Raw genomic sequence first — 23,676 nt, 5'->3', positions numbered from 1 at the left:
TTTCAGCGCGCCTACCAGTTCTTCACGGACCCCAGGTCGAACACGTCCGGGAAGCCGCCCTTGCGCAGCAGCTCCGCGGCCACCGCGCTGCGGCCCCCCGCCGCGCAGTACACCACCACGGGCGTGCCCACCGGGCCGACCTCGGAGAGGCGATGGGCCAGCACCTGCACGGGGATGTTGCGGGCGGCCTCCGGGTGTCCCTGCTGGAACTCCTCCGGGGTGCGCACATCCAGCAGCACCGCGCCCTGGGCGACGAGTTCGTGGGCCTTCTGCGAGCGTTCCTGAGGCGTCATGCGCCCATTCAATCAAGCCCGGGGCCCCGCCGGGCTGAAAACTGGAGGCCGCCGCACCGGGCGCTACAGTCCTGTAACGATACCCATGCGACTCGACAAGCTCACCCTGCTCCACCAACTGTCCGAGCGGCTCCAGCAGAGCGACCGGCTGGCCCACCGCGCGGAGGCCGATGCCCGCGAGGCCGCCCGCAGCCTCGCCACGGAGTCCGAGAAGAAGGAGGACGGCCGCGCCGCCATCGAGTACGGCAGCCTCGCCACCGGTCAGGCCCAGCGCGCCCGCCGCCTCCAGGAAGAACTCCAGGCCCTCACCGCCTTCAGCCAGAAGGAGCTGCCCCGCTTCCCCCGCCAGGGCCCCGTGGGCCTGGGCGCCCTGGTGGACTGCAGCACCGAGGACGAGGACGGCTTCGCCGAGCGCACCTTCTTCGTGCTCCCCGCGGGCGCGGGCACCGAGCTCACCGGCCCCGGCGGCGACGGCTTCCTGTCCGTCATCACGCCCAGCTCCCCCGTGGGCCGCGCGCTCCTGGGCAAGAAGGCCGGCGACACCGTGGAGGTGACGCTCGCGGGCGAGGTGCGCGAGTGGACGGTGTTGGAGGTCGCCTGAGCTGAGCCCCCGGCGCGGGCCTACCCGCCTCCGGTGGGCCCCGGCGCCGCGTGCGCGACGAGCCACTCCTCCGGAATGTCGCCCCGGGGCAGCTCCAGGAGGAACGTGGCGCCCTGTCCCGGCGTGCTCACGGCGTTCACCGTGCCGCCGAACGCCTCGACAATCTGGCGCGTGATGTAGAGCCCCAGGCCCAGCCCGCCGTAGTGCCGGTCGCTCACCGCGCGCTCGAAGCGCTCGAAGATGCGCGACAGGTCGTCCGGCGCGATGCCGATGCCGTGGTCCTTCACGGTGAGCCGCGCCAGCGGGCCGCGCGCCTCCACGCTCACGATGACGGGCTGGCCCGCGCCGTACTTGAGCGCGTTGGACACCAGGTTCGTCACCACCTGCTCCAGCCGCAGCCGGTCCCACCGGCCCACCACCGGCACCGGCGCCTCCAGGCCCAGCTCCGTGCCGGCCTGCGCCGCCGCGGCGGAGAAGCGGTAGAGGATTTCGGCGGCCACGCTCGCCAGGTCCATCTCCTCCAGCTCCAGCCGCAGCCGGCCCGCGGTGATGCGCGACACGTCCAGCAGGTTGTCCACCAGGCCCGACAGGCGGCGCACCTGGCGCTGCACCACGTCCAGCGCGTCCGCGACGCGGTCGGTGGGCACGTCCTTGCCCTCGCGCGCCAGCACCACCACCTGCTTCTGGAGCAACTGCACCTTGAGGCTCAGCGGCGTGAGCGGCGTCTTCAGCTCGTGGCTGGCGATGCCCAGGAACTCGTCGCGCTGGCGCACCGCTTCGCGCGCCTCGCGGTACAGCCGCGCGTTCTCCAGGTAGAGCGCGGTGCGGTGGGCCAGCTCCGTGAGGAAGCGCTCCTCCTCCGCGCCAAAGGCCCGCAGCACGTTGGAGCGCAGCACCAGCAGCGCCCCCAGCACGCCGCCGCGCGCGCCCAGCGGCACGCTCAGGCAGCCGTGCGGCCCCAGCTCGCGCAACAGCCGCGCGTGCTCCGCGTCCCGCGCGATGGCCCCCACGTGCTCCTCGGACAGGATGGGCAGGCGCCCCACCGCCCCGGTGGTGAACACCTGGGGCAGCCCCTCCGGCGCGGAGGGGTCCGGCGGATAGCGCGTGAGCAGGTCGCGCAGCAGCGCGTGCCGCCCCGCGTCCGCATGCAGGGACGCCGCCACGCGCAGGGCGCCATTGCCCGGCGTCCGGAGGATGAGCAGGGCCCCCTCCCCCAGCGCGGGCACCAGCAGCTTGAGCAGCGGCTCCAGCCGCGCCTCCGCGTCCACCGACGTGCCCAGCAGCGCTCCCGCCTCCGCCAGCAGGCGCGTGGCGTCCAGCACGGACGCGGGCACCCCCTCCGCGGCCTGCGTGCGCAGCAGCGCCGCGGCGACCTGCCCGTCCCCGGCCCGCACCGGCACCGCGCTGCACCGCAGCGCGGCGCGCGTCCCATCCGGACGGAGCACGTGCCACGAGGACGCGTCCACCGGCTCACCCGCCAGCGCTCGCGCCAGCGGTGAGTCCCCTGGCGGCAGCGGTGTGCCGTCCTCCCGCACCCATTCACACCCGGGCAGGCGGGCGTGCTCGATGTGGAGCGGCACCGGGATGCCGAAGTGCGCCGCGGCTTGTGAGTTGAAAACAGTCACACGGCCCGTGCATTCAACGAGCACAACGCCTTCCGCGTCCATGACGCGCGTCGACGGGGACGGGCCCTCCCCGTCCGTCACGCGGGCCTCCGAGGCTGGAGAGGTGATGCCGGACATGCCAAGGCTTTCCGCACGCATCATGGTGTCATCTCCGCCTCCCGGGAAGAAAGGAAGACAGGACCTGAAGCCCACTCCATCCTCAAGAACAGGGAATGCTTCCCATCCCCGCGCTCTTCCCGCGGGCCCCCTTGCCTGCATGACGGCGATCCTCAATCGTTCGACAATCCACGTCCGCGCCGCGGACGTTCCGCCCGCACGGCCAAGTTCTTCCACCGCGAGTCCCCTGCATGCAGATGCCGTTTCCCCGGCCTGACGGCACCACCCCCACCGAGCGCCGCTTCCGTCAGGTCATCGACACGCTCCAGGAGGTCGTGTTCCAGACGGACACGGAGCGCACGTGGGTCTTCCTCAATCCCGCGTGGACCGAGGTGACGGGCTTCCCCGTGGAGGAGTGCCTGGGCCGGGTGGCGCTGGATTTCGTGCACCCGGACGACCGGGCGCGCGTGCTGGACGTGTGCCATTCGCTGCTCACGCGCGAGCGCGACTACGTGCAGCACGAGGTGCGCTACCTCACGCGCGACGGCGGCTTCCGGTGGGTGGACGTCTTCGCGCGGGTGACGCTCGACGAAGAGGGCACGCTGGTGGGCATGGCCGGCACGCTCAACGACATCACCGAGCGCAAGCGCACGAGCGACGCGCTGGCCCGGCGCGAGCGCTACCTCACCGCGCTGGTGGACATGCAGCAGCGGCTGCTGTCGGTGCCGGAAGGAGGCGACCTGTACAGCCCCGCGCTCGCGCCGCTGGGGCAGGCCTCCGGCGCCAGCCGCGTCTACGTCTTCGAGACCTTCACCGACGCGAAGGGGGCGCTGCTGTGCAGCCAGCGCGCCGAGTGGTGCGCGCCCGGGGTGACGCCGGAAATAGACAACCCGATGCTCCAGGACCTCCCGGTGCTGCCCATCCTGGGGCGCTGGGCGAACCTGCTGGGGCGCGGCGAGGTCGTCACCGGGCGCGTGGCCACCTTCCCCCCCATCGAGCGGGAGCTGCTGGAGCCGCAGGGCATCCTCACGCTGCTGGTGCTGCCCTTGCGCGTGCAGGGGCGGCTGGTGGGGTTCGTGGGCTTCGACAACTGCTTCGAGGCGCGGGAGTGGGACCGGCTGGAGGTGGACCTGCTGTCCGCGGCCAGCGGCGCCATCTCCGTGGCGCTGGAGCGCCGCGCGTCCGAACGGGCGCTGCGCGAGCACGAGCACCGCTTCCGCCAGCTCGCGGAGAACGCGTCGGACGTGCTGTACCTCTACCGGCGGGAGGCGCCGCGCGGCTTCGCGTACGTCAGCCGCGTGGCGCACGCGAAGCTGGGCCTGGGGCCTGAGGCGCACTACGCGGATCCGGAGCTGTGGTACCGGCAGGTGCACCCGGATGACCGGGCCGCGCTGGAGCGGCTGCTGGAGTCGCCCCAGTCCGTGGACGGCGCCACGGTGGAGCTGCGCTTCCTGCGCCCGGACGGCAGCCTGCTGTGGCTGGAGCACGTGGTGGCGCCGGTGACGGACGCCGCGGGCCGCGTGGTGGCGGTGGAGGGCCTGGCGCGCGACATCACGGAGCGGCGGCAGGTGGAGGAGGCGCTGAAGCGCTCCGAGGCCAGCCTGCGCGCGCTGCTGGAGGGCTTCCCCGACCCCGCGGCCATCGAGCGCGACGGCCACATCGTCTACGCCAACGCGGTGCTCGTCACCACGCTGGGCTTCGAGCGCGCGGAGGAGCTGGTGGGCCGCCGCCTGTCGGAGTTCCTGGCGGACGTGCCGGGCACGGACGTGGCGTCCGGGGACAGCACGCCGCTCACCAGCGAGCGGCGCCTGGTGCTGCGCGACGGGCGCACGCGCGTGGTGGAGCTGGCGAGCCTGCCCCTGCGCTTCGACGGCCAGCCCGCGGTGGTGTCCATCGCGCGCGACGTGACGGAGCAGCGCCAGTTGAAGGCGCGGCTGACGCTGGCGGACCGGCTGGCGTCGGTGGGCACGCTCGCGGCGGGCATCGCGCACGAAATCAACAACCCGCTGGCCTTCGTGGTCTCCAACCTGGGCTTCCTGTCGGACGAGTTCCGCCACCACCTGTCCCCCGCCCCCGGCGCGCGCGGCGTGCGCCCGCCGGACGTGGCGGAGTGGCAGGAGGTGCTGAGCGAGGCGTGCGAGGGCGCCGAGCGCGTGCGCCAGATTGTCCGCCAGTTGAAGACGTTCTCGCGGCCGGACGAAGAGCGCATGACGCCGGTGGACGTGCACGCGGTGCTGGACTCGGTGGTGATGATGGCCGCCAATGAAATCCGGCACCGCGCGCGGCTGCGCCGGGACTACGGCACCGTGCCGCAGGTGATGGCCAACGAGGGCCGCCTCTGCCAGGTGTTCCTCAACCTGGTGGTGAACGCGGCGCAGGCGATTCCGGAGGGCTCCGCGCACGACCACGAGGTGGTGCTCGTCACGCGCGCGTCCGGCGGGCAGGTGGTGGTGGAGGTGCGCGACACGGGCAGCGGCATCGCGCCGGAGGTGTTGGGGCGCATCTTCGACCCGTTCTTCACCACCAAGCCCGTGGGCGTGGGCACCGGCCTGGGGCTGTCCATCTGCCACGGCATCATCACGGGGCTGGGCGGCGACATCCAGGTGGACAGCACCCCGGGCCGGGGCAGCACGTTCCGCGTGGTGCTGCCCGCGCCCCAGCCCGAGCCCATTGTCCGCGCGCCGGAGGTCCCGCTGCCCGCCGCGCCCGTGGTGCCCCGGGGCCGCGTGCTGGTGGTGGACGACGAGCCCGCGGTGGGCCGCGTGCTGCAGCGGCTCCTGCGCGGCCACGACGTGGAGGTGGCCACGAGCGGCCGTCAGGCGCTGGAGCGCATGTCGCGGGCGCCGGGCTTCGACGCGGTGCTGTGCGACGTGATGATGCCGGACCTGGCCGGCCGCGACGTGTACGAGGCCGTGCGGCGCGACCACCCGGGCCTGGAGCGCCGCTTCGTCTTCGTGTCCGGCGGCGCCTTCACCGCGGGGGCGCGCGAGTTCCTGGAGCACGTCCCCAACCCGCTCCTGGAGAAGCCCTTCGACGAGGCGCGCGTGCGCGGCGCCGTGGAGGAGCTGGTGCGGCACGGCCCGCCGGACGCGGCCTGACCCATCGGTCATCGGGAGGAGGGTCCTCCCGCTGACCGATGCGCCCCCGTGACGGGTCTGCGAGCGTGTGCTCGTCCGCTCGCACCCCTTGGGGGAAGGTCCGTCGCGCATGAACCGCACCAAACTGTTGCTGACCCTGGCTGGCCTGCTGTTCGTGGGCGCGCTCGCGCTGGACGCGCGCTCGTTCTTCGCGAAGGGCACGTCGCACCCGCCCATGACCGGGCCCGTCTCCGACCGGCTCCCCAACGGGCACACGCGCCGCACCCCGCCCGTGGCCACCTCCTCCGTGGACCAGACCCACACCGTGGTGCAGCCGGGTGAGGCGCCCATCCAGGGCGTGCTGCCCGTCATCCTGGGGCAGCCCGCGTCCGGCACGGCGGGGCGGGTGGAGCTCACGGGCAAGCTGTCCGGCGCGTACGTGAAGGCGGGCCCGGGTGAGGCCTTCGCCGTGTTCGAGCTGAAGGCGCGCGCGCCGGAGAAGCAGCAGCGCGTGCCGGTGAACCTGGCGCTGGTGGTGGACCGCTCCGGCTCCATGGATGGCTCCAAGCTGGTGGACGCGAAGCGCGCCGCCCAGGAGCTGGTGCGGCAGTTGCGCGACGGGGACCGCCTGGCGCTGGTGCACTACGGCTCCGACGTGAAGGTGGTGCCCAGCGTGGAGATCAACGACGCCACGCGCCGCGAGCTCTTGAGCACCATCGACGCCATCCAGGTGAACGGCGGCACGCACATGAGCGGCGGGCTGGCGGCGGGCGCGGACGCGGTGCGCACGTACGCGAAGCAGTACCGGGTGACGCGCGCCATCCTGCTGAGCGACGGCGAGCCCACCGAGGGCGTGACGACCAACGACGGCCTCTTCTCCGCGGTGGGCCGGATGCGCGAGGCGGGCATCACCGTGAGCGCGCTGGGCGTGGGCAGCGGCTTCAACGACACGCTGATGCGCGGCATGGCCGAGCGCGGCGGCGGCTTCTCCGGCTTCGTCAGCGACTCCTCGGAGCTGGCCGCCATCTTCACCCGCGAGCTGGAGCAGGCCGCCAGCACCGTCGCCCGCGACGTGAGCCTGACGCTGACCCTGCCGCCCGGCGTGAGCGGCGTGGAGGTGATGGGCCTGCCCTCCACCCGCGACGGCAACGCCGTGCGCATCCCCCTCTACGACTTGACGGGCGGCCAGTCCGCGCGCGTGGTGGCGAAGCTGACGCTGGACGCGCCGGCGAACGCGGCGGACATGAACGTGCTGGACGCCTCGGCGTCGTACGTGGACGTGGTGGCGGACCTGCCGTCGCGGGTGACGCTGGCGCTGGGCGCGAAGGTGACGAACGACGTGCAGGTGGTGCACGCGAACCTGGACCGCGACGTGCGCGTCCACGCCATCCGCGCGCTGGGCACCCAGCAGCTCCAGGCGGCCGCTGAACAGATGCAGAGCGGCAACCGCGAGAGCGCGCTCAACCTCCTGGGCAACGCGCGTAAACTGTTCGGCGCTTCGGCGTCCGCGCTCTCGGGGGAGCTTGCGGACCTGGACAGGACCCAGGCAGCCTATGGCAGTGCCCGCAGTGACTCCGAGGTCCGCCAGGAGGCCCTCAACCTCAAGAAGAAGTCGATGAAGAACTTCGGGCAGAACAACAGCTATTAGTCCCCCCGCGGTCCGGAAGCCGGTGCGCCATGTCGCTCTCCATCCAACTCATCCGGCGGGAGGACTTCGAGTCGCGCTGCCTGTACGCGCTCGTGGGCGCCGGGGCCATGGCGATGGTGGCCGGCGTGGCGCGGCAGGTGCTGCGCGTGCCGGTGGAGCCGGGCTACTTCGCGCTGATGGCGGCGGCCATCACCGCGGTGAAGCCGAAGGCGGCGGAGAACCTCCTGGTGCGCGCGGGGCTGGTGCTGCTGCCCGCCCTGCCCTACGTGCTGGGGCTGGCGCCGGACTGGACCCACGCGGTGGCGGGCGCCATCGCCGCGGGGCTGCTGGCGTGGCGGGGCAACGGGCGCGACAGCGTGGGCACGCCGCTCCAGGTCGCGCTGTGCGCCGGGGCGGCGGGCGTCACCACCGCGCTGGGGCTGTACGTGCACCAGGTGCTCGACGCGCGCTTCCTCCCGGCGTGGGGCTACTTCCCGCTGATGGTGGACTACGCCGTGGTGGCGCTGTTCTGGAGCATCGGCACGCTGCCGGCGAACCTGGCCATGGACCTGGACGCGGTGGCCACCCGGGGCATGCGGCTGGAGGCCACGCTCTCCGGCGAGGTGCGCGGCCTGGTGGCCCGGGCGCTCACGCTCTACCGCCAGTGCCAGGATGAGGCGCGCAAGCTGGCCCGGGGCCCGGGGCTGGAGAAGCTCCAGGCCGTGCTCGGGAAGCTGGCCCGGGACGCCTTCACGCTGGCCGAGTCCCACACCGAGCTGGAGGCGCAACTGGCCTCCGCGTCCCAGGGGAGCGTGGACTCGCAGGTGCAGGAGTTGAAGAAGCGCGCCCAGGACGCGCAGGACGGCGTGGCCCGCCGCCAGTTGGAGCGCGCCGCCGCGTCGCTGGGTGAGGAGCTCAACCACCTGGATGCGCTGTCGCGCCGGCAGGAGCGCCTCTTCGCGCAGTTGCACGCACAGGTGGCCCTGCTGGAGCGGGCCCGCGTGTGCTTCATCGGCGCCCGGGCCGCGTCCCACCCGGGCGGCGGCGACCAGGTCCAGGCGCTGGCGGAGAAGCTCTCCGCCCTGGACCTGGAGTCCTCCGGCCCGGAGGGAGCGGCGCAGGCCGCGCGGGCGCCCGCGGTCCGCTCCTGAGCGCCGGGCCTCGGCCTACTTCGTCGACGCGCGCGAGGCAGCGCGGGTGCGCTTGCGCGCCGGAGCCGCGGCCTTCTTCGCGGTAACGCGGGGCGTGTGCAGCTCGCTGGCGATGCGCTGCTCGATTTCCTCGCGCGTGCGGCGGCTGACCTCCAGCGCGGCGTTGATGCGCTCGCGCACGATGTCGGCCTGGGCCTCCGCGGCGGCGCGGTACTCGGCGATGTCCCGGCGCAGCTCCAGGCGGCCCTCGCTGGGGGCGCTGGCCGTCTTCCGGGTGCTCGTCTTCCGCCGCGCGGGGCGTGCCCCCGCCTGGGTCCCGCTGTCCTGTTGTCCCTGTGCCTTGCGCGCCATCTGTCTGCCCCCTCGTGCGATCGCTCGCGTCCGTGGACGGAAAGGTGGGGTGTGGACTTCCCGCATGGAAGTCTGCCTTCGGGTCGGATGGGGGCCGGACAGCCAGACAATGTGCGGGCGCGGCAACAGTGGAGCTTCTCAACGCCTCCAGGAAGGCGCTAAGAGAGCCCCCACTGTTCCTGGGCCAAGGGGCCTCTTGACTGATAGCTCAGGGACTCCGCATCACCCCCAGGGCCGGGATGCGAGCAAGCCTTCGAGCCCCGCGCACCCCGGCAGCCCGGGCCACGCGCCGGAGCGGAGAGTGAGAAAATCCCCGTGGCGGTCTCTTTCCTGAACCGGAAGCACAACCTGGACCGGATGTCGCTGCGCGACCTGGTCTACTCGTTCTTCACCTACTACGCCGTCGTCGCCTACATCCTTATCGGCATCACCTGCATCGTGCTGTCCGTGAAGTGGTTCGAGGCGCCGGTGCGCATGGGCGCGGCGGTGCTGCTGGCCACGGTGGCGTACCCGTTCGGCTGGTACCTCATCCACCGGTACATCCTGCACGGCCGCTTCCTCTACAAGTCCGCGGCGACGGCGGTGACGTGGAAGCGCATCCACTTCGACCACCACCAGGACCCGCACGACCTGCGCGTGCTCTTCGGCGCGCTGCACACCACGCTGCCCACCATCGCGCTGGTGCTCACGCCCATCGGCTACCTCATCGGCGGCAAGGCCGGCGCGGCGGCGGCGCTGGGCTGGGGCATGGTGACCACGTGCTTCTACGAGTTCTGCCACTGCATCCAGCACCTCAACTACGCCCCGCAGCAGAAGTGGCTGAAGGACATCAAGCGGCTGCACATGTCCCACCACTTCCACAACGAGCAGGGCAACTACGGCATCACCAACTACTTCTGGGACCGCGTGTTCGGCACGCTGTACGAGAAGGCCTCCGACAAGCCCAAGAGCCCCACCGTCTTCAACCTGGGCTACACGGCCGAAGAGGCGCGGAAGTACCCCTGGGTGGACAAGCTCTCCGGCGGCACCCGCGGTGACGGCCACCCGCGCCGCTTCTGGGGCGCGGAGGGGCTGAGCGCGCCGGAGGCCTCCGGCGAACAGCAGTCCTGAGCCTCCGCTCCCGCTTCACCCCGGACCTCCCCGCGCGCTTCGTCGCCCGGGGAGGTCTTCGTTTATGCGCACGTCACGCGGAGAGCGGCTGGGCCACGTCCCGCGCCTGCTCCTCGCGAAAGCGCCGGGCGGACAGGGGCGGCAGGGTGTGCACGCGCGCCACGAGGCACGCCGCGCTGCCGCCGGCCAGGTGGAATTGATCCAACCGCACGCTGACGGGCCGGCGCCCCAGGCCGCGCAGCACCGCCTCCACGCGGGGCACGCGCGCGCCGACGATGACGGTGTTGCCCACCTCCACCAGGTTGAGCCCGAACGCGAGCGCGTCCTCGCGCGCGATGGGGACCACCTGCTGGATGCCCTCGGTGCGCTCCAGCATGCGCAGCGACTCCGGCGTGAAGGCCTCCGGACACACCAGCGCGGTGCCGTCCGACAGGACGGTGAGCGCGGTGTCCAGGTGGTAGAGGTACGGGTCGCACAGCTCCAGCGGCGTGACGGGCGCGGAGAGGAACGCCTCCAGCACGCCCGCGGCGCGCTGCGTGGAGCGCATGCCCCAGCCCAGCAAGGCGCCCCGGCCCGAGGGCAGCATGGCCACGTCGCCGCCTTCGATGTGCACGCGCGGCGGCTCGATGACGTCGAAGCCGCGCGCGGACAGCCACCGGGCGCGCGCGAGCTGCTCACCGCGGCGCTGGCCGTGGCGCATGGTGGCGAGCAGGGCGCGCAGCTCTCCCTCCTGGGAGACGAGCACCGCGTTGTCCTTGGCGAACACGGAGTCGAACGCGCCGTGGACGAAGGGCAGCTCGAAGAAGCCCGCGCCCGCTTCACGCAGGGCGCGCAGCAGCTCGCGGTGCTGCGTGCACGCGCGCCGCCACGCGACGGCGCCGGGCTTCATATGCGGGTTGATGTTCCATGCGACCTGATACGCGCAGTCGCGAGAGCGGACGTGGTCCTTTTCGCAACGCACCTGACTGACGGCGAAGGTGGCGGGAGCGATGTGGCCGGTGTGCAAGGTCATCCCCATACATGTGACCGGAAGGCACTCCCGCCTTCCGGTATGTGAAGAGAGGGTGCGCACCATGAGCGGGCTTGGCGAGGTGGCTGGGGAAGCGGGAATGGAGGACGCACGCCTGTCCGAACGGCTTCACAGGACCCTCTTGCGTTTCAACCGCGCACGACTGGCGCCGGGCTTTCCCACCGAGGGCTGGCGAGCAGCCGTGCAGGAGGAGACGCAGTTGCGGTTGCTGGAGGGCGAATACGTGGAGGCGGAGCGACAGCGCGTGGCGGCATGGGCCGCCGAGGCGCCGGAGGACGCGGACGGGTTCATCGCGTGGTTCGAGGACCTGAAGGAGTCCGGTCCCGGACAGCATGATCCGCTGTTCCCGTGGCTCGCCACGCAGGCCACGCGCGAGCAGATGGACTGGTTCCTCACGCAGGAGGTCGCGGGCGAGGCCGGCTTCGATGACCTGGTGGCGCTGACGCAGTTGCAGTTGCCCACGCGGGCGAAGCTGGAGCTGGCGCGCAACTACTGGGACGAGATGGGCCGCGGGCGCGAGGACGCGATGCACGGGCCGATGCTCGCGGAGATGGCCCGGAAGCTGGGGTTGAAGCCCACGGACGAGGACACGGTGTGGGAAGCGCACGCGCTGGCGAACCTGCTCTGCGCGTTCGCGCTCAACCGCCGCTACACGTTCCACGCGGTGGGCGCGCTGGGCATCGTGGAGGAGACGGCGCCGGGCCGCACCGCGTGCGTCAACGAGGGCCTCAAGCGTCTGGGGTTCGACATGCGCGTGCGGCGCTATTACGCGCTGCACTCCACGCTGGACGTGAAGCACTCCGAGACCTGGAACAAGGAGGTCCTGCGTCCGCTGGTGGAGGCGAACCCCGCGTGCGCGCGGCCCCTGGCGGAAGGGGCCCTCTTGCGGCTGACGGCGGGCGCGCGGTGCTTCGAGCGCTACCGCCACGAGCTGGGGCTGGACCTGAAGTCGCTCAGTTGAAGCGGCGCAGCCTGGCCGTCCTTCCCCCCGGGACCTTGCGCGTGTGCGCCAGGCTCGGGGGTGCGTTTCCCGAAGGACGGTCCGCCCGGGGCCGGGGATGCGCCGGAGCCGGGGCGGGCGCCAGCTTGGGGCGTTTCCCAAGGCCGAGCTGGAGGTCCCGATGTCCCTGTTCCGAAGCATCCCCGCCGCCGCGCTGCTCCTCCTGACGGCGTGCGCCTCCCCGGGCACGTCCATGGAGGAGGTGATGCGCCGCACCGCGCCCCTGATGCCGAAGCGGCCGGATCCGCTGACCTACGGCACCCGGCCGGAGAACCCGGTGCGGGTGGGCTGGGGCGACAAGGGCGTGATGGCGTACTTCAAGCTCTTGCGAGGCCCGCAGGGACAGCCGGTGGCGTGGCGCCGCATGGGCGACTGCTGCGAGTTCACCGAGGTGGACGGCCAGGGCGAGGGAAAGGGCCGGCTGTCCATCTTCGAGGTGACCTACGACGGGCTGGACACGCCGGTGGTGCTCTACGTGGACGCCTTCACCGGCGGGAGCGTGTACGCGCCCTGGGGCTTCCTGCTGGAGGGCCAGGGCGACGCGCCGCCGCCCTCCGGGACGGAGCCGGACATCATCGACCTGTAGGGCGCCGCCGCCAAACTCCCTGAATCCGCGAAGTCGTGGGGACTCAAGCGACCCCCTTCCGAGCAGGGGCCGCCGTGCCTAGATGCAAGGGTCGACGGGAGTGTGACGTTCCCCCGGGTGTTCACCGTCACGCTTACAACCTCCCCTCTCGGATGGGAGGTGCGGCCCCCTTGGCGCTGCGCTAAGCGTTCGACCGCTCTCCCGACGGAGGAGGAACCGTGGCGGCTGTGAAGAAGAAGCGTTGGCCGTATGTGCTGGGAGGCATCCTCGTCCTCCTGATCGCCATCGTGGCGGTGGTGCTGTGGCGCCTGGACGCCATCCTGCTGAAGACGGCGCGGGACCAGGCCGCGACGTACTCGCAGAAGCTGGGGCGCCCCATCGAGATTGGCGACGTCTCCACGAAGCTCTTTCCCTACGTGGGCGCTCGCATCCAGAACGTCAGCGTGGGCGCCGCCGAGGGCGAGGACCTGCCGCTCGCGGAGGTGAAGGACGTGACGGTGAGCGTGGCGGCGATGCCGCTGCTCACCTCCAAGGGCAAGGACATCCGAGTGCAGGACGCGGAGGTGTCCGGGCTCACCGTGAACGTCCTCCGCCTGGCGGATGGCACCACCAACGTGCAGCGCCTCCAGGAGAAGCTGGCCGCGCAGCAGCCGAAGGAGCAGACGCCGGAGGAGGAGACGCAGCCCACGGACCTGTCGGGCGTGCACGTGGAGCGCGCGGCGCTCACCGACGGCGTCATCCGCTTCGTGGACCGCGCGGGCGGCGACAAGGCGCGCGAGCTGGCGGTGAAGGACCTGGACATCGAGGTGAAGGACCTGCGCGTGGGCCAGCCGCTGAAGGTGGACCTGGCGGCCGCGGTGCTGGCGGACAAGCAGAACCTGAAGATGACGCTCGCCGCGGCGCCGCTGCCGGCGACGCTCATCCCCACGCCTGAGCAGGTGACGCTGAAGGCGGAGCACATCGACCTGTCGCCGCTGGGGCCGTTCCTGCCCCCGGACGTGGGGCTGCAGGCGGGCACGCTGGACGCGGACTGGAAGGCGGACCTGGGCGGCGCGGTGCCCGGCGGCAAGGGCCCCACGAAGCTCGTGGGCGTCATCAAGGCGCTGGGGATGAAGTTCGCCGGCTCCGAGGGCGGCAAGGCGCTGGACGTGGTGCTCGACACGGACGTGACGGGCGACATGGCCACCGGCGACCTGGCGCTGGACAAGCTGAACTTGAACCTGGGCCCCGCGGCCATCACGGGCAAGGGCAAGGTGAAGGGGCTGCTCACGGACAAGCCCGCGGTGGAGGGGCTCGAGCTGGTGGGCCGCAACCTGGACCCGGCCGTGCTCGCCGAGTACTACCCGCCGCTGCGCAAGCAGCTCAACGGGATGGTGGCCGGCCCCATCGGCCTGGACGTGCGCGGCAGCGGCACGCAGGAGGCGCAGGCCATCAACATCGCGGTGGACCTGACGCCGGTGCGGCTGCGGGTGCCGGATCAACTGTCGAAGGAAGCCGGCGGCGCGATGAAGCTGAACGCGAAGGTGACGGGCGCGGCGGCGAGCGGCGGCGCGCTGCGCTTCGACGCGAAGGCGGACTTGAACGGCGTGGACCTGCGGCCGGGCCTGCTGGTGAACAAGGCGCCGGGGCAGCGGCTGGAGATGACGGCGGCGGGCACGTACGCGCCAGCGAAGACGGGCAGCGGGATGACGGTGAACGTCTCCAGCATGAGCCTGGGCGCGCTGGAGGACACGGTGACGGGCAACGCCACGGTGACGCTCGCGGGCACGGGCAAGAAGGCGACGACGACGTTCAAGGCGGACGTGAAGGCCGCGAAGCTGGATGCGGAGAAGTTGTTGATGAGCGAGGAGGAGGTGCTGGCGCGCAACGGCGGCAAGCCGCCGCCGGAGCCGCCGGTGGACGCCAACCGCTTCAACGGCTACCGGGGTGACATCCAGTTCGCCATCGGGTCGCTGCGCTACACGGCGATGGACCTCACCAACGTGACGGGCGTCGTGAAGATGGTGGACGACCTCATCACGGTGGAGAAGTTCTCGACGGGCCTCTACGGCGGCAAGGTGGTGGCGGACGGGACGACCATCCGCCTGGGGCCCGCGCCGGAGGCCCGGCCCTTCACCGCGAAGGTGCAGGTGCAGGGCCTGGAGATGGCGCAGGCGCTGGCGGCGCGCACGCCGAAGCAGGTGCTGACGGGCAAGTTCAACGGCAACGTGGACGTGCAGGGCGTGGGCTACACGCCGGACAGGCTGAAGCAGACGCTGCTGGGCGGCATCAACGGCAACCTGCTGGAGGGCACGTTCCTGGGCAAGGACCTGGTGTCATCCGTCACGGGGCCGCTGGCCAAGGCGCTGCCCTTCGCGAAGGCGCTCAAGAGCGGCGAGGTGACGTCGCTGGGCGCGGACCTGCCCTTCAGCGTGACCATCAAGAACGGCGTGGCGCAGTTGAGCAAGCCCATCACCTGGACGCGGCCGGAGGCGGCGATGAGCTTCGACGGCGGCATCGGGCTGGACGGCACGTTGGATTTGACGGGCGGCGTGTCGCTGACGCCCGCGACCATCAAGACGCTGACGGTGGGCAAGGTGACGCCGACGGAGTCCATCCCGGTGGGGCTGAAGATTTCGGGCAAGGCGTGGAGCCCGGAGGTGACGGGCGTGGACGTCAAGCCGGCGGCGGCGACCATCCTGAAGCTGGCCGGGGCGTCCGTGGCGGGCAGCCTGCTGGGTGAGAAGGGCAAGGCCGTGGAGGACCTCCTCACGGGCGGCCAGGACAAGGCGAAGGCCGAAGCGGAGGCGAAGCGCCAGGAGATGGAGGCGCGCGCCAACGAGGAGAAGAAGAAGCTGGAGGACCAGGCCCGCCTCGAACAGGAGAAGGCCAAGCAGCGCGCCGAGGAGGAGGCGAAGAAGCGCCTCAAGGGCATCTTCGGCGGGAAGTAGGCGCCGGCAGGGGCCTGGCATCACTCGCGCCGCGAGGTTCCTCCGGGAGCTTCGCGGCGTGGCTGTTTCAGGGGCTGACGTCGTAAGGTGGGTGGACGATGCCTACGCTGGAGCGGATTGAAATCGCGGGGTTCAAGTCCATCAGGGAGATGGCGCTCGACCTGCGTCCCATCAACGTCCTGATTGGCGCGAACGGCGCGGGGAAGAGCAACTTCATCTCCGTGTTCACGCTGATTCAGAGGATGAGAGAGGGTCGGCTTCAGCAACACATCGCGCAGGCGGGCGGCGCGGACAGCCTGCTGCATTACGGTCGGAAACAGACGCCATTCCTCCGGTTTAAGCTCACTTTTAATGCACAGCAATTTGCACAGCAGTTCGAGCTGACACCCACGAATGAGGACTCATTCATCATCACGAATGATTCCGTGATGCTTCCGCTCCGCGCGGAATTCAATGCCATACCCTTAGCATCAGCCCAGAATTTCTTAACTGAAGCAAGCTGGTCGCGCAGATACGAACCGCACCTGCAGAAACTCTTCTCTGAGCTGGAGACAGAGGCTCCAACAAGGCTGCAAGGCATTAATGACTTCAGAGTGCTTCTTAATCGGGTCGGAATTATCTTCAGCGGTCTCAAGGTCTACCACTTCCAGGACACAAGTTCGGGTGCCCATCTGAAGCAGACCCATGACATCAACGACAACGAAGCGCTCCGCGCGGATGCTTCGAACCTCGCTGCGTTCCTCTATCTCCTGCGCGAGAAACACCTCGAGAGCTACCGCCGCATCGTGGCGACGGTCCGGCTCGCGGCGCCCTATTTCGACGACTTCCGTCTGCGCCCCAGCCCATTCAACGACCAGAAGATCCTGCTGGAGTGGTCTGAGCGCGACTCCGACGATTACTTCAACGCGCATGCGCTCTCTGACGGGACGCTTCGCTTCATCTGCCTCGCGACGCTCCTGCTCCAGCCTGAACTCCCACCGATGATCATCATCGATGAGCCAGAACTCGGCCTGCATCCCTATGCCATCCAGCTCCTCGCAGGCATGGTGCGCAGCGCTTCGCAGAAGTCGCAGATCATCCTCTCCACCCAGTCCGTGACGCTGGTGAATCAGTTCACCCCGGAGGACCTCGTCATCGTGGACCGCCAGGATCGCGCGTCCACGTTCCACCGCCCCACTGCGGAAGAGACGGCCTCGTGGTTAGAGAGCTACAGCCTGGGAGAACTCTGGGAGAAGAACGTCCTGGGCGGTCGTCCGGGCTGAGCCATGAAGCGCGTCCTCATTCTCGTTGAGGGGCAGACCGAGGAGACCTTCGTCCGCGAAGTGCTCGCGCCCCATCTGCTGCGCCTGGGACTGGCACTCATTCCTCGACTGGTGGTCACCAAGTACGTCAAGGAAGGCGGCAGCTTCAAAGGCGGTGTTCCCCAGTATGCTCTCGTCCAGGGGGACCTGCGGCGCCTGCTTGGTGATACCGGAGCGTCGTGCGTGACATCGATGCTCGACTACTACGGCCTGCCCAAGGACTTCCCAGGACTCGCGACCCGTCCTCAGGGCGACTGCTACGCACGCGTCGAACATGTGGAACGTGCCTTCGCCGAGGACATCGGCCATCGCCGCTTCCTTCCCCATCTGGTGCTGCACGAGTTCGAGGCGTTGCTGTTCACCGACCCCAGCCAGTGCTCCATCTCGTTTTCCACGGAGGAGATCACGAAGCTCCAGGCCATCCGAGCCAGCGTGCAATCTCCCGAGGAGATCAACGAGCATCCAGACACAGCTCCCTCCAAGCGCGTCCTGTCTGTTTCTCCCGGCTATCAGAAGACCTTGCACGGCCCACTGGCGGTGATGAGCATCGGGCTTCCTGCCATCCGCGCCGCGTGCCCCCACTTCGCCCAGTGGCTGTCGAAGCTCGAAGCGCTCGCGGAGGGATAGGCTCTTAGCCCATGTCCAACCGGATCACGCGCATCCAGGCCGAGGGCCTGCGCTCGCTGCGCGATCTCGTGCCGAAGCCCCGGCTGACGGTCCTCTTGGATCCGGAAGGCGAGGCCACGCGCGACTTGGTGACCTTATTCACGCTGCTGCGCGACCTGGCCCACGGCCGGCTTCAACAGTCGCAGGTGCTGGACGCGGTCGACGGTCCCGTGACGCTGGTGCTGGGCGTGGATGATTACGACTACACCGTGGCGCTGCATCGCTTCCCGGATGGCCGGTGGCGCGTCGTCCAGGAAGAACTGTCCCTGCGCGCGGGGCTATCAATCCCTTTCGTGGAGCCCGACGCGCCTCGCGACGAGGCCTTTCTCTCCACCTTCCCTCCCGGCCCCACGGTCTCCTTGGGCGACGGAGAAGCCGCGTGGCTGGGGGAGATCGCCGACAGTGCCTCGCGGGCGATGAACGGCTTCCTGCGGGGCTTCCGTGTCCAGCCCGCGGAGTCCTTCGACGCGAACGTCCCGTTCCTCTTCCTGGAGGAACGGGACGTGGACCTGCCCGCGAATGCTGTCTGGGACCGGGGCCAATCCGCTCGCGCGGCGTCCTCACGAATCCCTGTGCTGCTATGCACCCCGTCGTTGGCCTTGGCGGACGCCTTCGACCTGGAAGACGTCCTGCGGGCCTGAGCGGCTACTGCCCGCCAGCGGCGCGCGTGTCCCAGCCACCGCCGATGGGGCCGCCCCGGGGGCCGCCCGCGCCGCGCGGGTTCATGTCGTCGCGGCGCATCTGCTGGTACTGCGTCATCTGCTCCGCGCTGAGGACCTTCTGCATCTCCGCGTCGGTCTGCGTGCGCAGGTCTCGCATCTGCTGGCGCATGTCACGCCCCGGCCGGCCTCCCGCCATCGCCGACGCCAGCTCCTGGCGCTTCGCGTCCTCGGCCTGCATCGCCTTCGTCAGCGCCTGCTCCTGGCTGTAGTTGAGCCCCGCGTTGCGGATGAAGTCCTTCATGCGCTGGGAGCGCTCGGTCTCCGCCTGCGCGCGCATCTGGTCCACCTGCTGCTGCCACTGCTGGCGCTGCTCGGTGCGCTGCTCGTCCTGCACCGTGCGCATCAGCTCCTTCAGCGACTGCTTCGCGCTGTCGTTGCTCAGCGCCTCGCCCACCATCACGCCGCGCAGCTCCTCGCGCAGCTTCGCCACCTCCGCCTCCAGGCCCGCGGGCGGAGGACCGCCCGTGCCGGCCTGGGCCGTGCCGCCGCCCTGCTCGAAGGCCATCATCCGCCGGGACAGGAGCTGCACCGTCTCCTCCAGCGCCTTCACCCGGTTCTGGAGCGCCCGGACGTCCGCCGTCGAGTCCTGCACGCGGGGCGCCTCCTGGACGGCAGGGGTCTCCGACCTGCCAGGCCCCCACAGGGCCACCCCGAGCGCCAGCGAAGCCATCCCCACCGATGCGATGCCGAGAATGCGGTTCATGATGCTCTCCCTGACGGAACTCCCGGCCGCGTATTCCATCGCGCCCCCAAAGCCCCGCCCTGCGGTCCGCATCCTCCCACCCGCCTGCATCCTGGGGAAACGTCCCGCGACGCGCGCCTGCCTGCCCTCCGTTCGCGAGCGTTGACCTCCTCCCGCCGGGCACGGAGAGTCCCCCGCCATGACGCTCCGTCCCATCACTGAAGTCGGCGCCGAGCTGGGGCTCGCGCCGGAAGATGTCCTCCCCTGGGGCCGCGACCGCGCGAAGGTGTCGCTGGACGCCCTGGGCCGCGGCTCGCGCCAGGGCCGCATGGTGCTGGTGTCCGCCATCAACCCCACGCCCCCGGGCGAGGGCAAGACGACCATGTCCGTGGCGCTGGCCATGGGCCTGCGCAAGCGGGGCCGCAGGGCGGTGGCGGCGCTGCGCGAGCCGTCGCTGGGGCCCGTCTTCGGCGTGAAGGGCGGCGGCACCGGCGGCGGGCAGGCGAGCCTGGAGCCGGCGGCGGACATCAACCTGCACTTCACCGGCGACCTGCACGCCATCACCAGCGCGCACAACCTGCTGTCCGCGCTGGTGGACAACGCCGTGTACTACGGCCACCCGGTGGCGCTGGAGGGCACGCGGGTGCGCTGGCGCCGCGCCATGGACATGAACGACCGGTTCCTGCGCAACGTCATCGTGGGGCTGGGCGGCAAGGCGCACGGCGTGCCGCGCGAGACGTCCTTCGACATCACGGCCGCCAGCGAGGTGATGGCCATCCTCGCGCTGTCAGAGAACCTGAAGGACCTGGAGGCGCGGCTGGGGCGCATCGTGGTGGGGCAGGCGCCGGACGGCTCGCCGGTGCGCGCGAACGACGTGAACGCGGCGGCGTCCATGGTGGCGCTGCTCAAGGACGCGCTGATGCCCAACCTGGCCCAGACGCGCGAGGGTGGCCCGGCCATCGTCCACGCGGGGCCGTTCGGCAACATCGCGCACGGGTGCTCGTCCGTGGTGGGCACGCGGCTGGCGCTCGCGTACGCGGACGAGGTGGTGACGGAGGCGGGCTTCGGCTTCGACCTGGGCGCGGAGAAGTTCCTGGACATCAAGTGCCGGAGCGCGGGCGTGTGGCCCCGGGGCGTGATGCTGGTGGTGACGCTGCGGGCGCTGAAGCACCACGGCGGCGCGGCGGCGGCGAAGGTGGCGGATCCGGACCGCGAGGCGCTCCTGAAGGGCTTCAACCACCTGGAGAAGCACCTGGAGTCGGTGGCGGCGTTCGGCCTGCCGGCGGTGCTGTGCGTGAACCGGTTCCCGCAGGACACGGAAGGCGAGCTGGACGAGCTGCGCGCGTTCGCGAAGGCGCGGGGCGTGGGCATCGCCGTCTGCGACGGGTTCGGCAAGGGCGGCGAGGGATCGCTGGAGCTGGCGGACACGGTGCTCGCGATGCTGGACGCGACGGACGCGGCGCCGCCGAAGCCGCGCTTCCTCTACGAGCTGGAGCAGACGCCGGAGGAGAAGATCCGCGCCATCGCGCGCACGGTGTACGGCGCGGACGACGTGGCCTTCACGGCGGGGGCGCGCAAGGACCTGGAGACGGCAAGGGCGCTGGGAGGCGCGGGGCTGCCGGTCTGCATGGCGAAGACGCACCTGTCCCTGTCGGACGACCCGGCGAAGACGGGCCGGCCCCGGGGCTTCACGTTGACGGTGCGAGAGGTGCGCCTGTCCGCGGGAGCGGGCTTCCTGGTGGCGCTGACGGGAGAGCTGCTCACCATGCCGGGCCTGCCAAGAGAGCCCGCCGCCCGCCGCGTCACGGTCCACCCGGACGGCAGCATCACGGGCCTGATGCAGGGCGAGTGACGTCAGGGGTAGGGCGTAGCGTCTCCCGTCTTCTCTCGACGGGAGCGCTCGCCCCTGCCCCACCCGAAGCACGCTCAGCCCTGGCGCATCCACTTCTTCCAGCGCCATCCGGAGGAGGATCCGGCGCGCACCGTGCCTGCCCGCGACTTCCTCGACGCGTGTCCGGACACCGTCAGCGCGAAGCTGCTCGCTGTCGTGAAGGCCGTGGCGGACGCACCACCGCCCGCCTTCAGCGGCGGCGGCAAATGGGAGGCCATGCACGGCGCCATGGCGGGGCTCCATGAGGTCCGGGCGGATGGCAGGGGCCGGCGTCACTACCGGCTCTTCTGCCTCCTGGAGCGGGACGGGGCAGCGCTGGGCCTGGGCGGCCCGAGCCTCGTCCTCCTGACCGGGAAGACGAAGGCGTTCCGCACCGTGCTCTCCGAGCATGACTACGCGAGGGTCCGGGCGCTCCGGGACGAGTACCAGCGCCGCCGCCCCCGGAGCGTGTGGGCTGGCTGAGGGCTGCCCTACTTGCGGCGGACGCGGGGGGCGGGAGCCCGTGGCCGCACGGCCTTGCGGCGGACGGGGGCCGGGACCAGTTGCAGGCGGCAGCCCAGCGCGGCGGCCAGCTTCGTGACCGTGGCCAGCGTGGGGTTCGCGGAAGGGGCCGTGAACAGACGGCGCACGACCTCCGGCGGGGTCTCCGCCTTCCGGGCCAGGTCCGCCTTGCTCAGGCCCGCTTCCTCACGCCGCGCATCCAGGGCGCGGATGAGCCGGTCCGCCGCATCCACCTCGGCGCGCGCCTTCGCGTACGCCTCCGCGAAGGCCGGACGCTTGAGCTTCTTCTCGAAGTAACGGTCGAATCCCGTGGGGGTCATCGCAGGGCTCCAGGCTCACATCCAGGGCGTAGCATGCAAGTTACGCCTGACGCGGCCTCCTGACAGCCCCCCTTCCACAATGCACGACGGGCCGCCCCGGTGTTCCGGAGCGGCCCGTGGGCCCTGCTGGACGCTGGCTTGGACGGCTAGACGCGGAAGGTGGTGGACAGCTCCTGGAGCTTGCCCAGGGAGGTGTTGATCTGCCCCACCGCCTGCTCGGCGTTGCTCGTGGCCATCACCACGTCGCTCATCATCTCCGACAACTGCGTCACCACTTCCGTCATCTGCGTGATGCCCGCGTTCTGCTGCGTCACCGAGGCGACGATCTGCCGCGCCGCCTGGCTGCTCTCCTGCACCACCTGCGTGATGTCCTTCAGCGTCGTCGCGGACGAGAGCACCTGCTCGATGCCCTCCTCCATCTTCTGGCTGTCCTCCTCCGCGATGCCCACCGTCTCCCGGATGGCCTGGTTGATCTCCAGGAGGATCTTCCCGATGCGCTGCGTGCTCTGCAGCGACTGGCTGCTCAGCGCCCGCATCTCCTTCGCCACCACCGCGAAGCCCCGGCCCTCCTCGCCCGCCCGCGCCGCCTCGATGGCCGCGTTCAACGCGAGCACGTTCGACTGGTCCGCCAGGTCCTTCACGCTGCCGATGATCTCACCCGCGTGCACCGCCTGCTCGGACAGCACGCCGATGCTCCCCACCAGCGCGCCCACCCGCGCGCGGATCTGCTGCAAGCCCTCCGCGCTGCGCTCGATGGAGACCTGCCCGGAGGCGCTGTACGCGTCCGCCTGCGCCGCCACCTTCAACACCATCTCCGCGCGGCTGGCCGCCATGCCGGACGTCTGGGCGATCTCCGCGATGGTGGAGCTGGCCTCCGTCAGGCTGCGCGACTGGCTGGTCAGGAAGTTGAGCTGCTCGTGGCTCGCCGCGTTCAGCCGCGCCGCCGCCGCCGTCAGCTCCGTCACAACCGAGTGCAGCGTGTTGGGCACCGAGCCCAGCCGCGTCATCAGCGACTGGATGCTCCGCGCCAGTTCGCCCACCTCGTCCTGCGCGCTCGTGTCGATGGCCAGCGACAGGTCGCCCTCCCGCACGATGCGCGTGGCCGTCGCCGTCAGGCGCGCCAGGGGCGTCGTCACCTCGCGCAAGAGCCACACCGTGGCCACCGCGAGCGCCAGGATGCACGCCACCGACAGCACCAGCACCCACGTCAGCGTCAGGCCGTGCAGCGACGACACCTCCACGAAGGTCTCGCGCTGCGACGCCTCCTGCTGCGCCGTCACGGACTCCAGGTCGGCGTGCACCGTCCGGTACGCGGGCTCCAGCTTCGCGAGCGCGGCCTCCGCGGCCGCGTCATTGCGCGCCGCCAGCGCCACCACCTGCGACGCCTCCTTCCAGTAGCGCGTGAAGGCCTGCTGCAGCGCCTCCACCTTGGGGCCATCCACGTCCGGAAACGCCCGCAGCGCCGTGAGCCCCTTCTGGAGCTCCGCCACCTGCGCGTCCAGCGTCTCCTGCTTCACCGCGTGAAGCGCCACCGCGTCGCCCACGTCCTGGTGCAGCGCCGCGAACCCCGCACGGGCCGTCTGCGCCTGGCTCACCGACGGCGCCAGGCTGGACCCGATGCGCTCCGAGGCGTTCCGCGTGCGCGCCCCCAGCACCACCGTCACCGCCACGATGGCCACCAGGAACGCCGCCGCCACCGTCGGCAGCACCATCATCTTCTGCTTGAGCCGCATCGCCATCACGCACCCCCTCGCGCGCCCATGTCACCCATCCCGATGAAGCGCGGTCGTGCTCCCGCGCCGGGCCTGCTGCGCCAGCTCATTGTCGCTCATCCTTCCGCGGCCCCCACGGGCTCTCCCGGGGGCCGGGGCTCCGTCAGGACTCGTAGGATAGACAACACCTCTCCCCCCGACTCAAGCCCGCGTCCCTTGAAATGTCTCCGAAACGGGTCGGCATTGCCCCGCAGGGTCATGCGCGACACTTCGCCCTGTCAGGTGGGACTCGTGGCGGAGGACGCCGCACGTCAGCCGGAATGGCCCTTCGGGCCACCCTGGCGCGATCATTCCAGCCCCCCGGCATGGCTTCACCGGCGGTGACGGAGGTGGGGGGGCGTCCA

20 protein-coding genes are annotated in these 23,676 nt (G+C 71.0%); 13 read left to right on the top strand and 7 right to left on the bottom strand.

Annotation, left to right across the window (positions count from 1 at the left end):
- Positions 1-11: 11 nt before the first annotated feature.
- Positions 12-293 (bottom strand): rhodanese-like domain-containing protein, encoded by a 282-nt coding sequence (locus tag K8612_RS30665; protein WP_223742555.1) that lies wholly within the window; start codon positions 291-293, stop codon positions 12-14.
- An 85-nt stretch (positions 294-378) separates the two neighbouring features.
- Here K8612_RS30665 and K8612_RS30660 point away from each other — a divergent pair, with 85 nt between their 5' ends.
- Positions 379-894, top strand: a complete 516-nt coding sequence (locus K8612_RS30660; protein ID WP_120526938.1) for a GreA/GreB family elongation factor — start codon at positions 379-381, stop codon at positions 892-894.
- A gap of 20 nt (positions 895-914) precedes the next feature.
- Here the strand turns inward: K8612_RS30660 and K8612_RS30655 are convergent, their stop codons facing one another.
- Positions 915-2,636, bottom strand: a complete 1,722-nt coding sequence (locus tag K8612_RS30655) for a HAMP domain-containing sensor histidine kinase (protein WP_223764870.1) — start codon at positions 2,634-2,636, stop codon at positions 915-917.
- 230 nt (positions 2,637-2,866) lie between these two features.
- Between K8612_RS30655 and K8612_RS30650 the strand changes: the two genes are divergently transcribed.
- The 3 genes from K8612_RS30650 (at position 2,867) to K8612_RS30640 (ending at position 8,470) form a co-directional block, all read left to right on the top strand.
- Positions 2,867-5,713 (top strand): PAS domain S-box protein, encoded by a 2,847-nt coding sequence (locus tag K8612_RS30650; RefSeq protein ID WP_223764869.1) that lies wholly within the window; start codon positions 2,867-2,869, stop codon positions 5,711-5,713.
- A gap of 109 nt (positions 5,714-5,822) precedes the next feature.
- The gene (locus tag K8612_RS30645; protein ID WP_223742559.1) at positions 5,823-7,340 is read left to right on the top strand and encodes a VWA domain-containing protein; all 1,518 of its coding nucleotides are present in this window, start codon (positions 5,823-5,825) and stop codon (positions 7,338-7,340) included.
- A gap of 29 nt (positions 7,341-7,369) precedes the next feature.
- The gene (locus K8612_RS30640; protein WP_223764868.1) at positions 7,370-8,470 is read left to right on the top strand and encodes a hypothetical protein; all 1,101 of its coding nucleotides are present in this window, start codon (positions 7,370-7,372) and stop codon (positions 8,468-8,470) included.
- Positions 8,471-8,485: 15 nt separating this feature from the next.
- On the opposite strand, the gene K8612_RS30635 is transcribed toward K8612_RS30640, so the two are convergent.
- Entirely contained in the window at positions 8,486-8,821 is a 336-nt protein-coding gene (locus K8612_RS30635) for a hypothetical protein (RefSeq protein WP_223742561.1), read from the bottom strand.
- A gap of 357 nt (positions 8,822-9,178) precedes the next feature.
- Here K8612_RS30635 and K8612_RS30630 point away from each other — a divergent pair, with 357 nt between their 5' ends.
- Complete coding sequence (locus K8612_RS30630) at positions 9,179-9,931, top strand: sterol desaturase family protein (protein WP_223742595.1); 753 nt, start codon at positions 9,179-9,181, stop codon at positions 9,929-9,931.
- 73 nt (positions 9,932-10,004) lie between these two features.
- Here K8612_RS30630 and K8612_RS30625 read toward each other — a convergent pair whose 3' ends face one another.
- Positions 10,005-10,820, bottom strand: a complete 816-nt coding sequence (locus K8612_RS30625) for a dimethylarginine dimethylaminohydrolase family protein (RefSeq protein WP_223764867.1) — start codon at positions 10,818-10,820, stop codon at positions 10,005-10,007.
- 220 nt (positions 10,821-11,040) lie between these two features.
- On the opposite strand from K8612_RS30625, the gene K8612_RS30620 reads away from it, so the two are divergent.
- From K8612_RS30620 to K8612_RS30595, 6 genes are all read left to right on the top strand, one after another.
- On the top strand, positions 11,041-11,922 hold the full coding sequence (locus K8612_RS30620; protein ID WP_223742563.1) for an iron-containing redox enzyme family protein: 882 nt from the start codon (positions 11,041-11,043) through the stop codon (positions 11,920-11,922).
- A 160-nt stretch (positions 11,923-12,082) separates the two neighbouring features.
- Positions 12,083-12,547: a fibril protein gene (locus tag K8612_RS30615; protein ID WP_223764866.1), complete on the top strand. Its 465-nt coding sequence runs from the start codon at positions 12,083-12,085 to the stop codon at positions 12,545-12,547.
- Positions 12,548-12,765: 218 nt separating this feature from the next.
- On the top strand, positions 12,766-15,477 hold the full coding sequence (locus K8612_RS30610) for an AsmA family protein (protein ID WP_223764865.1): 2,712 nt from the start codon (positions 12,766-12,768) through the stop codon (positions 15,475-15,477).
- A 98-nt stretch (positions 15,478-15,575) separates the two neighbouring features.
- Positions 15,576-16,739 (top strand): AAA family ATPase, encoded by a 1,164-nt coding sequence (locus K8612_RS30605; RefSeq protein WP_223764864.1) that lies wholly within the window; start codon positions 15,576-15,578, stop codon positions 16,737-16,739.
- A gap of 3 nt (positions 16,740-16,742) precedes the next feature.
- Positions 16,743-17,405, top strand: a complete 663-nt coding sequence (locus K8612_RS30600) for a DUF4276 family protein (RefSeq protein WP_223764863.1) — start codon at positions 16,743-16,745, stop codon at positions 17,403-17,405.
- Positions 17,406-17,416: 11 nt separating this feature from the next.
- A complete protein-coding gene (locus K8612_RS30595; protein WP_223764862.1) occupies positions 17,417-18,085 on the top strand; it encodes a hypothetical protein in 669 nt (222 codons plus the stop codon).
- A gap of 4 nt (positions 18,086-18,089) precedes the next feature.
- On the opposite strand, the gene K8612_RS30590 is transcribed toward K8612_RS30595, so the two are convergent.
- Positions 18,090-18,869: a hypothetical protein gene (locus tag K8612_RS30590; RefSeq protein ID WP_223764861.1), complete on the bottom strand. Its 780-nt coding sequence runs from the start codon at positions 18,867-18,869 to the stop codon at positions 18,090-18,092.
- 178 nt (positions 18,870-19,047) lie between these two features.
- On the opposite strand from K8612_RS30590, the gene K8612_RS30585 reads away from it, so the two are divergent.
- Positions 19,048-20,700 carry a formate--tetrahydrofolate ligase gene (locus K8612_RS30585; RefSeq protein ID WP_223742569.1) on the top strand — a complete coding sequence of 551 codons (1,653 nt, stop codon included), beginning with the start codon at positions 19,048-19,050 and terminating at the stop codon, positions 20,698-20,700.
- Between the two features lie 132 nt (positions 20,701-20,832).
- A complete protein-coding gene (locus K8612_RS30580) occupies positions 20,833-21,201 on the top strand; it encodes a hypothetical protein (RefSeq protein ID WP_223764860.1) in 369 nt (122 codons plus the stop codon).
- An 8-nt stretch (positions 21,202-21,209) separates the two neighbouring features.
- Here the strand turns inward: K8612_RS30580 and K8612_RS30575 are convergent, their stop codons facing one another.
- A complete protein-coding gene (locus K8612_RS30575; protein ID WP_223742571.1) occupies positions 21,210-21,560 on the bottom strand; it encodes a DNA-binding protein in 351 nt (116 codons plus the stop codon).
- Positions 21,561-21,706: 146 nt separating this feature from the next.
- Entirely contained in the window at positions 21,707-23,299 is a 1,593-nt protein-coding gene (locus tag K8612_RS39395; protein WP_306799752.1) for a methyl-accepting chemotaxis protein, read from the bottom strand.
- Positions 23,300-23,676 lie beyond the last annotated feature (377 nt).

Origin of the sequence: Corallococcus sp. AS-1-6 (assembly GCF_020037015.1) — a bacterium.
Classification (GTDB): domain Bacteria; phylum Myxococcota; class Myxococcia; order Myxococcales; family Myxococcaceae; genus Corallococcus.
The sequence above is the reverse complement of the archived record's forward strand: the minus strand, read 5'-3'. Positions and strand labels throughout refer to the sequence as shown.

Excerpts from the sequence above, each read along its gene's own strand:
- K8612_RS30665 (WP_223742555.1), bottom strand. The coding sequence starts at position 293 with ATGACGCCTCAGGAACGCTCGCAGAAGGCCCACGAACTCGTCGCCCAG.
- K8612_RS30660 (WP_120526938.1), top strand. The coding sequence starts at position 379 with ATGCGACTCGACAAGCTCACCCTGCTCCACCAACTGTCCGAGCGGCTC.
- K8612_RS30655 (WP_223764870.1), bottom strand. The coding sequence starts at position 2,636 with ATGTCCGGCATCACCTCTCCAGCCTCGGAGGCCCGCGTGACGGACGGG.
- K8612_RS30650 (WP_223764869.1), top strand. The coding sequence starts at position 2,867 with ATGCAGATGCCGTTTCCCCGGCCTGACGGCACCACCCCCACCGAGCGC.
- K8612_RS30645 (WP_223742559.1), top strand. The coding sequence starts at position 5,823 with ATGAACCGCACCAAACTGTTGCTGACCCTGGCTGGCCTGCTGTTCGTG.
- K8612_RS30640 (WP_223764868.1), top strand. The coding sequence starts at position 7,370 with ATGTCGCTCTCCATCCAACTCATCCGGCGGGAGGACTTCGAGTCGCGC.
- K8612_RS30635 (WP_223742561.1), bottom strand. The coding sequence starts at position 8,821 with ATGGCGCGCAAGGCACAGGGACAACAGGACAGCGGGACCCAGGCGGGG.
- K8612_RS30630 (WP_223742595.1), top strand. The coding sequence starts at position 9,179 with ATGTCGCTGCGCGACCTGGTCTACTCGTTCTTCACCTACTACGCCGTC.
- K8612_RS30625 (WP_223764867.1), bottom strand. The coding sequence starts at position 10,820 with ATGAAGCCCGGCGCCGTCGCGTGGCGGCGCGCGTGCACGCAGCACCGC.
- K8612_RS30620 (WP_223742563.1), top strand. The coding sequence starts at position 11,041 with ATGGAGGACGCACGCCTGTCCGAACGGCTTCACAGGACCCTCTTGCGT.
- K8612_RS30615 (WP_223764866.1), top strand. The coding sequence starts at position 12,083 with ATGTCCCTGTTCCGAAGCATCCCCGCCGCCGCGCTGCTCCTCCTGACG.
- K8612_RS30605 (WP_223764864.1), top strand. The coding sequence starts at position 15,576 with ATGCCTACGCTGGAGCGGATTGAAATCGCGGGGTTCAAGTCCATCAGG.
- K8612_RS30600 (WP_223764863.1), top strand. The coding sequence starts at position 16,743 with ATGAAGCGCGTCCTCATTCTCGTTGAGGGGCAGACCGAGGAGACCTTC.
- K8612_RS30595 (WP_223764862.1), top strand. The coding sequence starts at position 17,417 with ATGTCCAACCGGATCACGCGCATCCAGGCCGAGGGCCTGCGCTCGCTG.
- K8612_RS30590 (WP_223764861.1), bottom strand. The coding sequence starts at position 18,869 with ATGAACCGCATTCTCGGCATCGCATCGGTGGGGATGGCTTCGCTGGCG.
- K8612_RS30585 (WP_223742569.1), top strand. The coding sequence starts at position 19,048 with ATGACGCTCCGTCCCATCACTGAAGTCGGCGCCGAGCTGGGGCTCGCG.
- K8612_RS30575 (WP_223742571.1), bottom strand. The coding sequence starts at position 21,560 with ATGACCCCCACGGGATTCGACCGTTACTTCGAGAAGAAGCTCAAGCGT.
- K8612_RS39395 (WP_306799752.1), bottom strand. The coding sequence starts at position 23,299 with ATGGCGATGCGGCTCAAGCAGAAGATGATGGTGCTGCCGACGGTGGCG.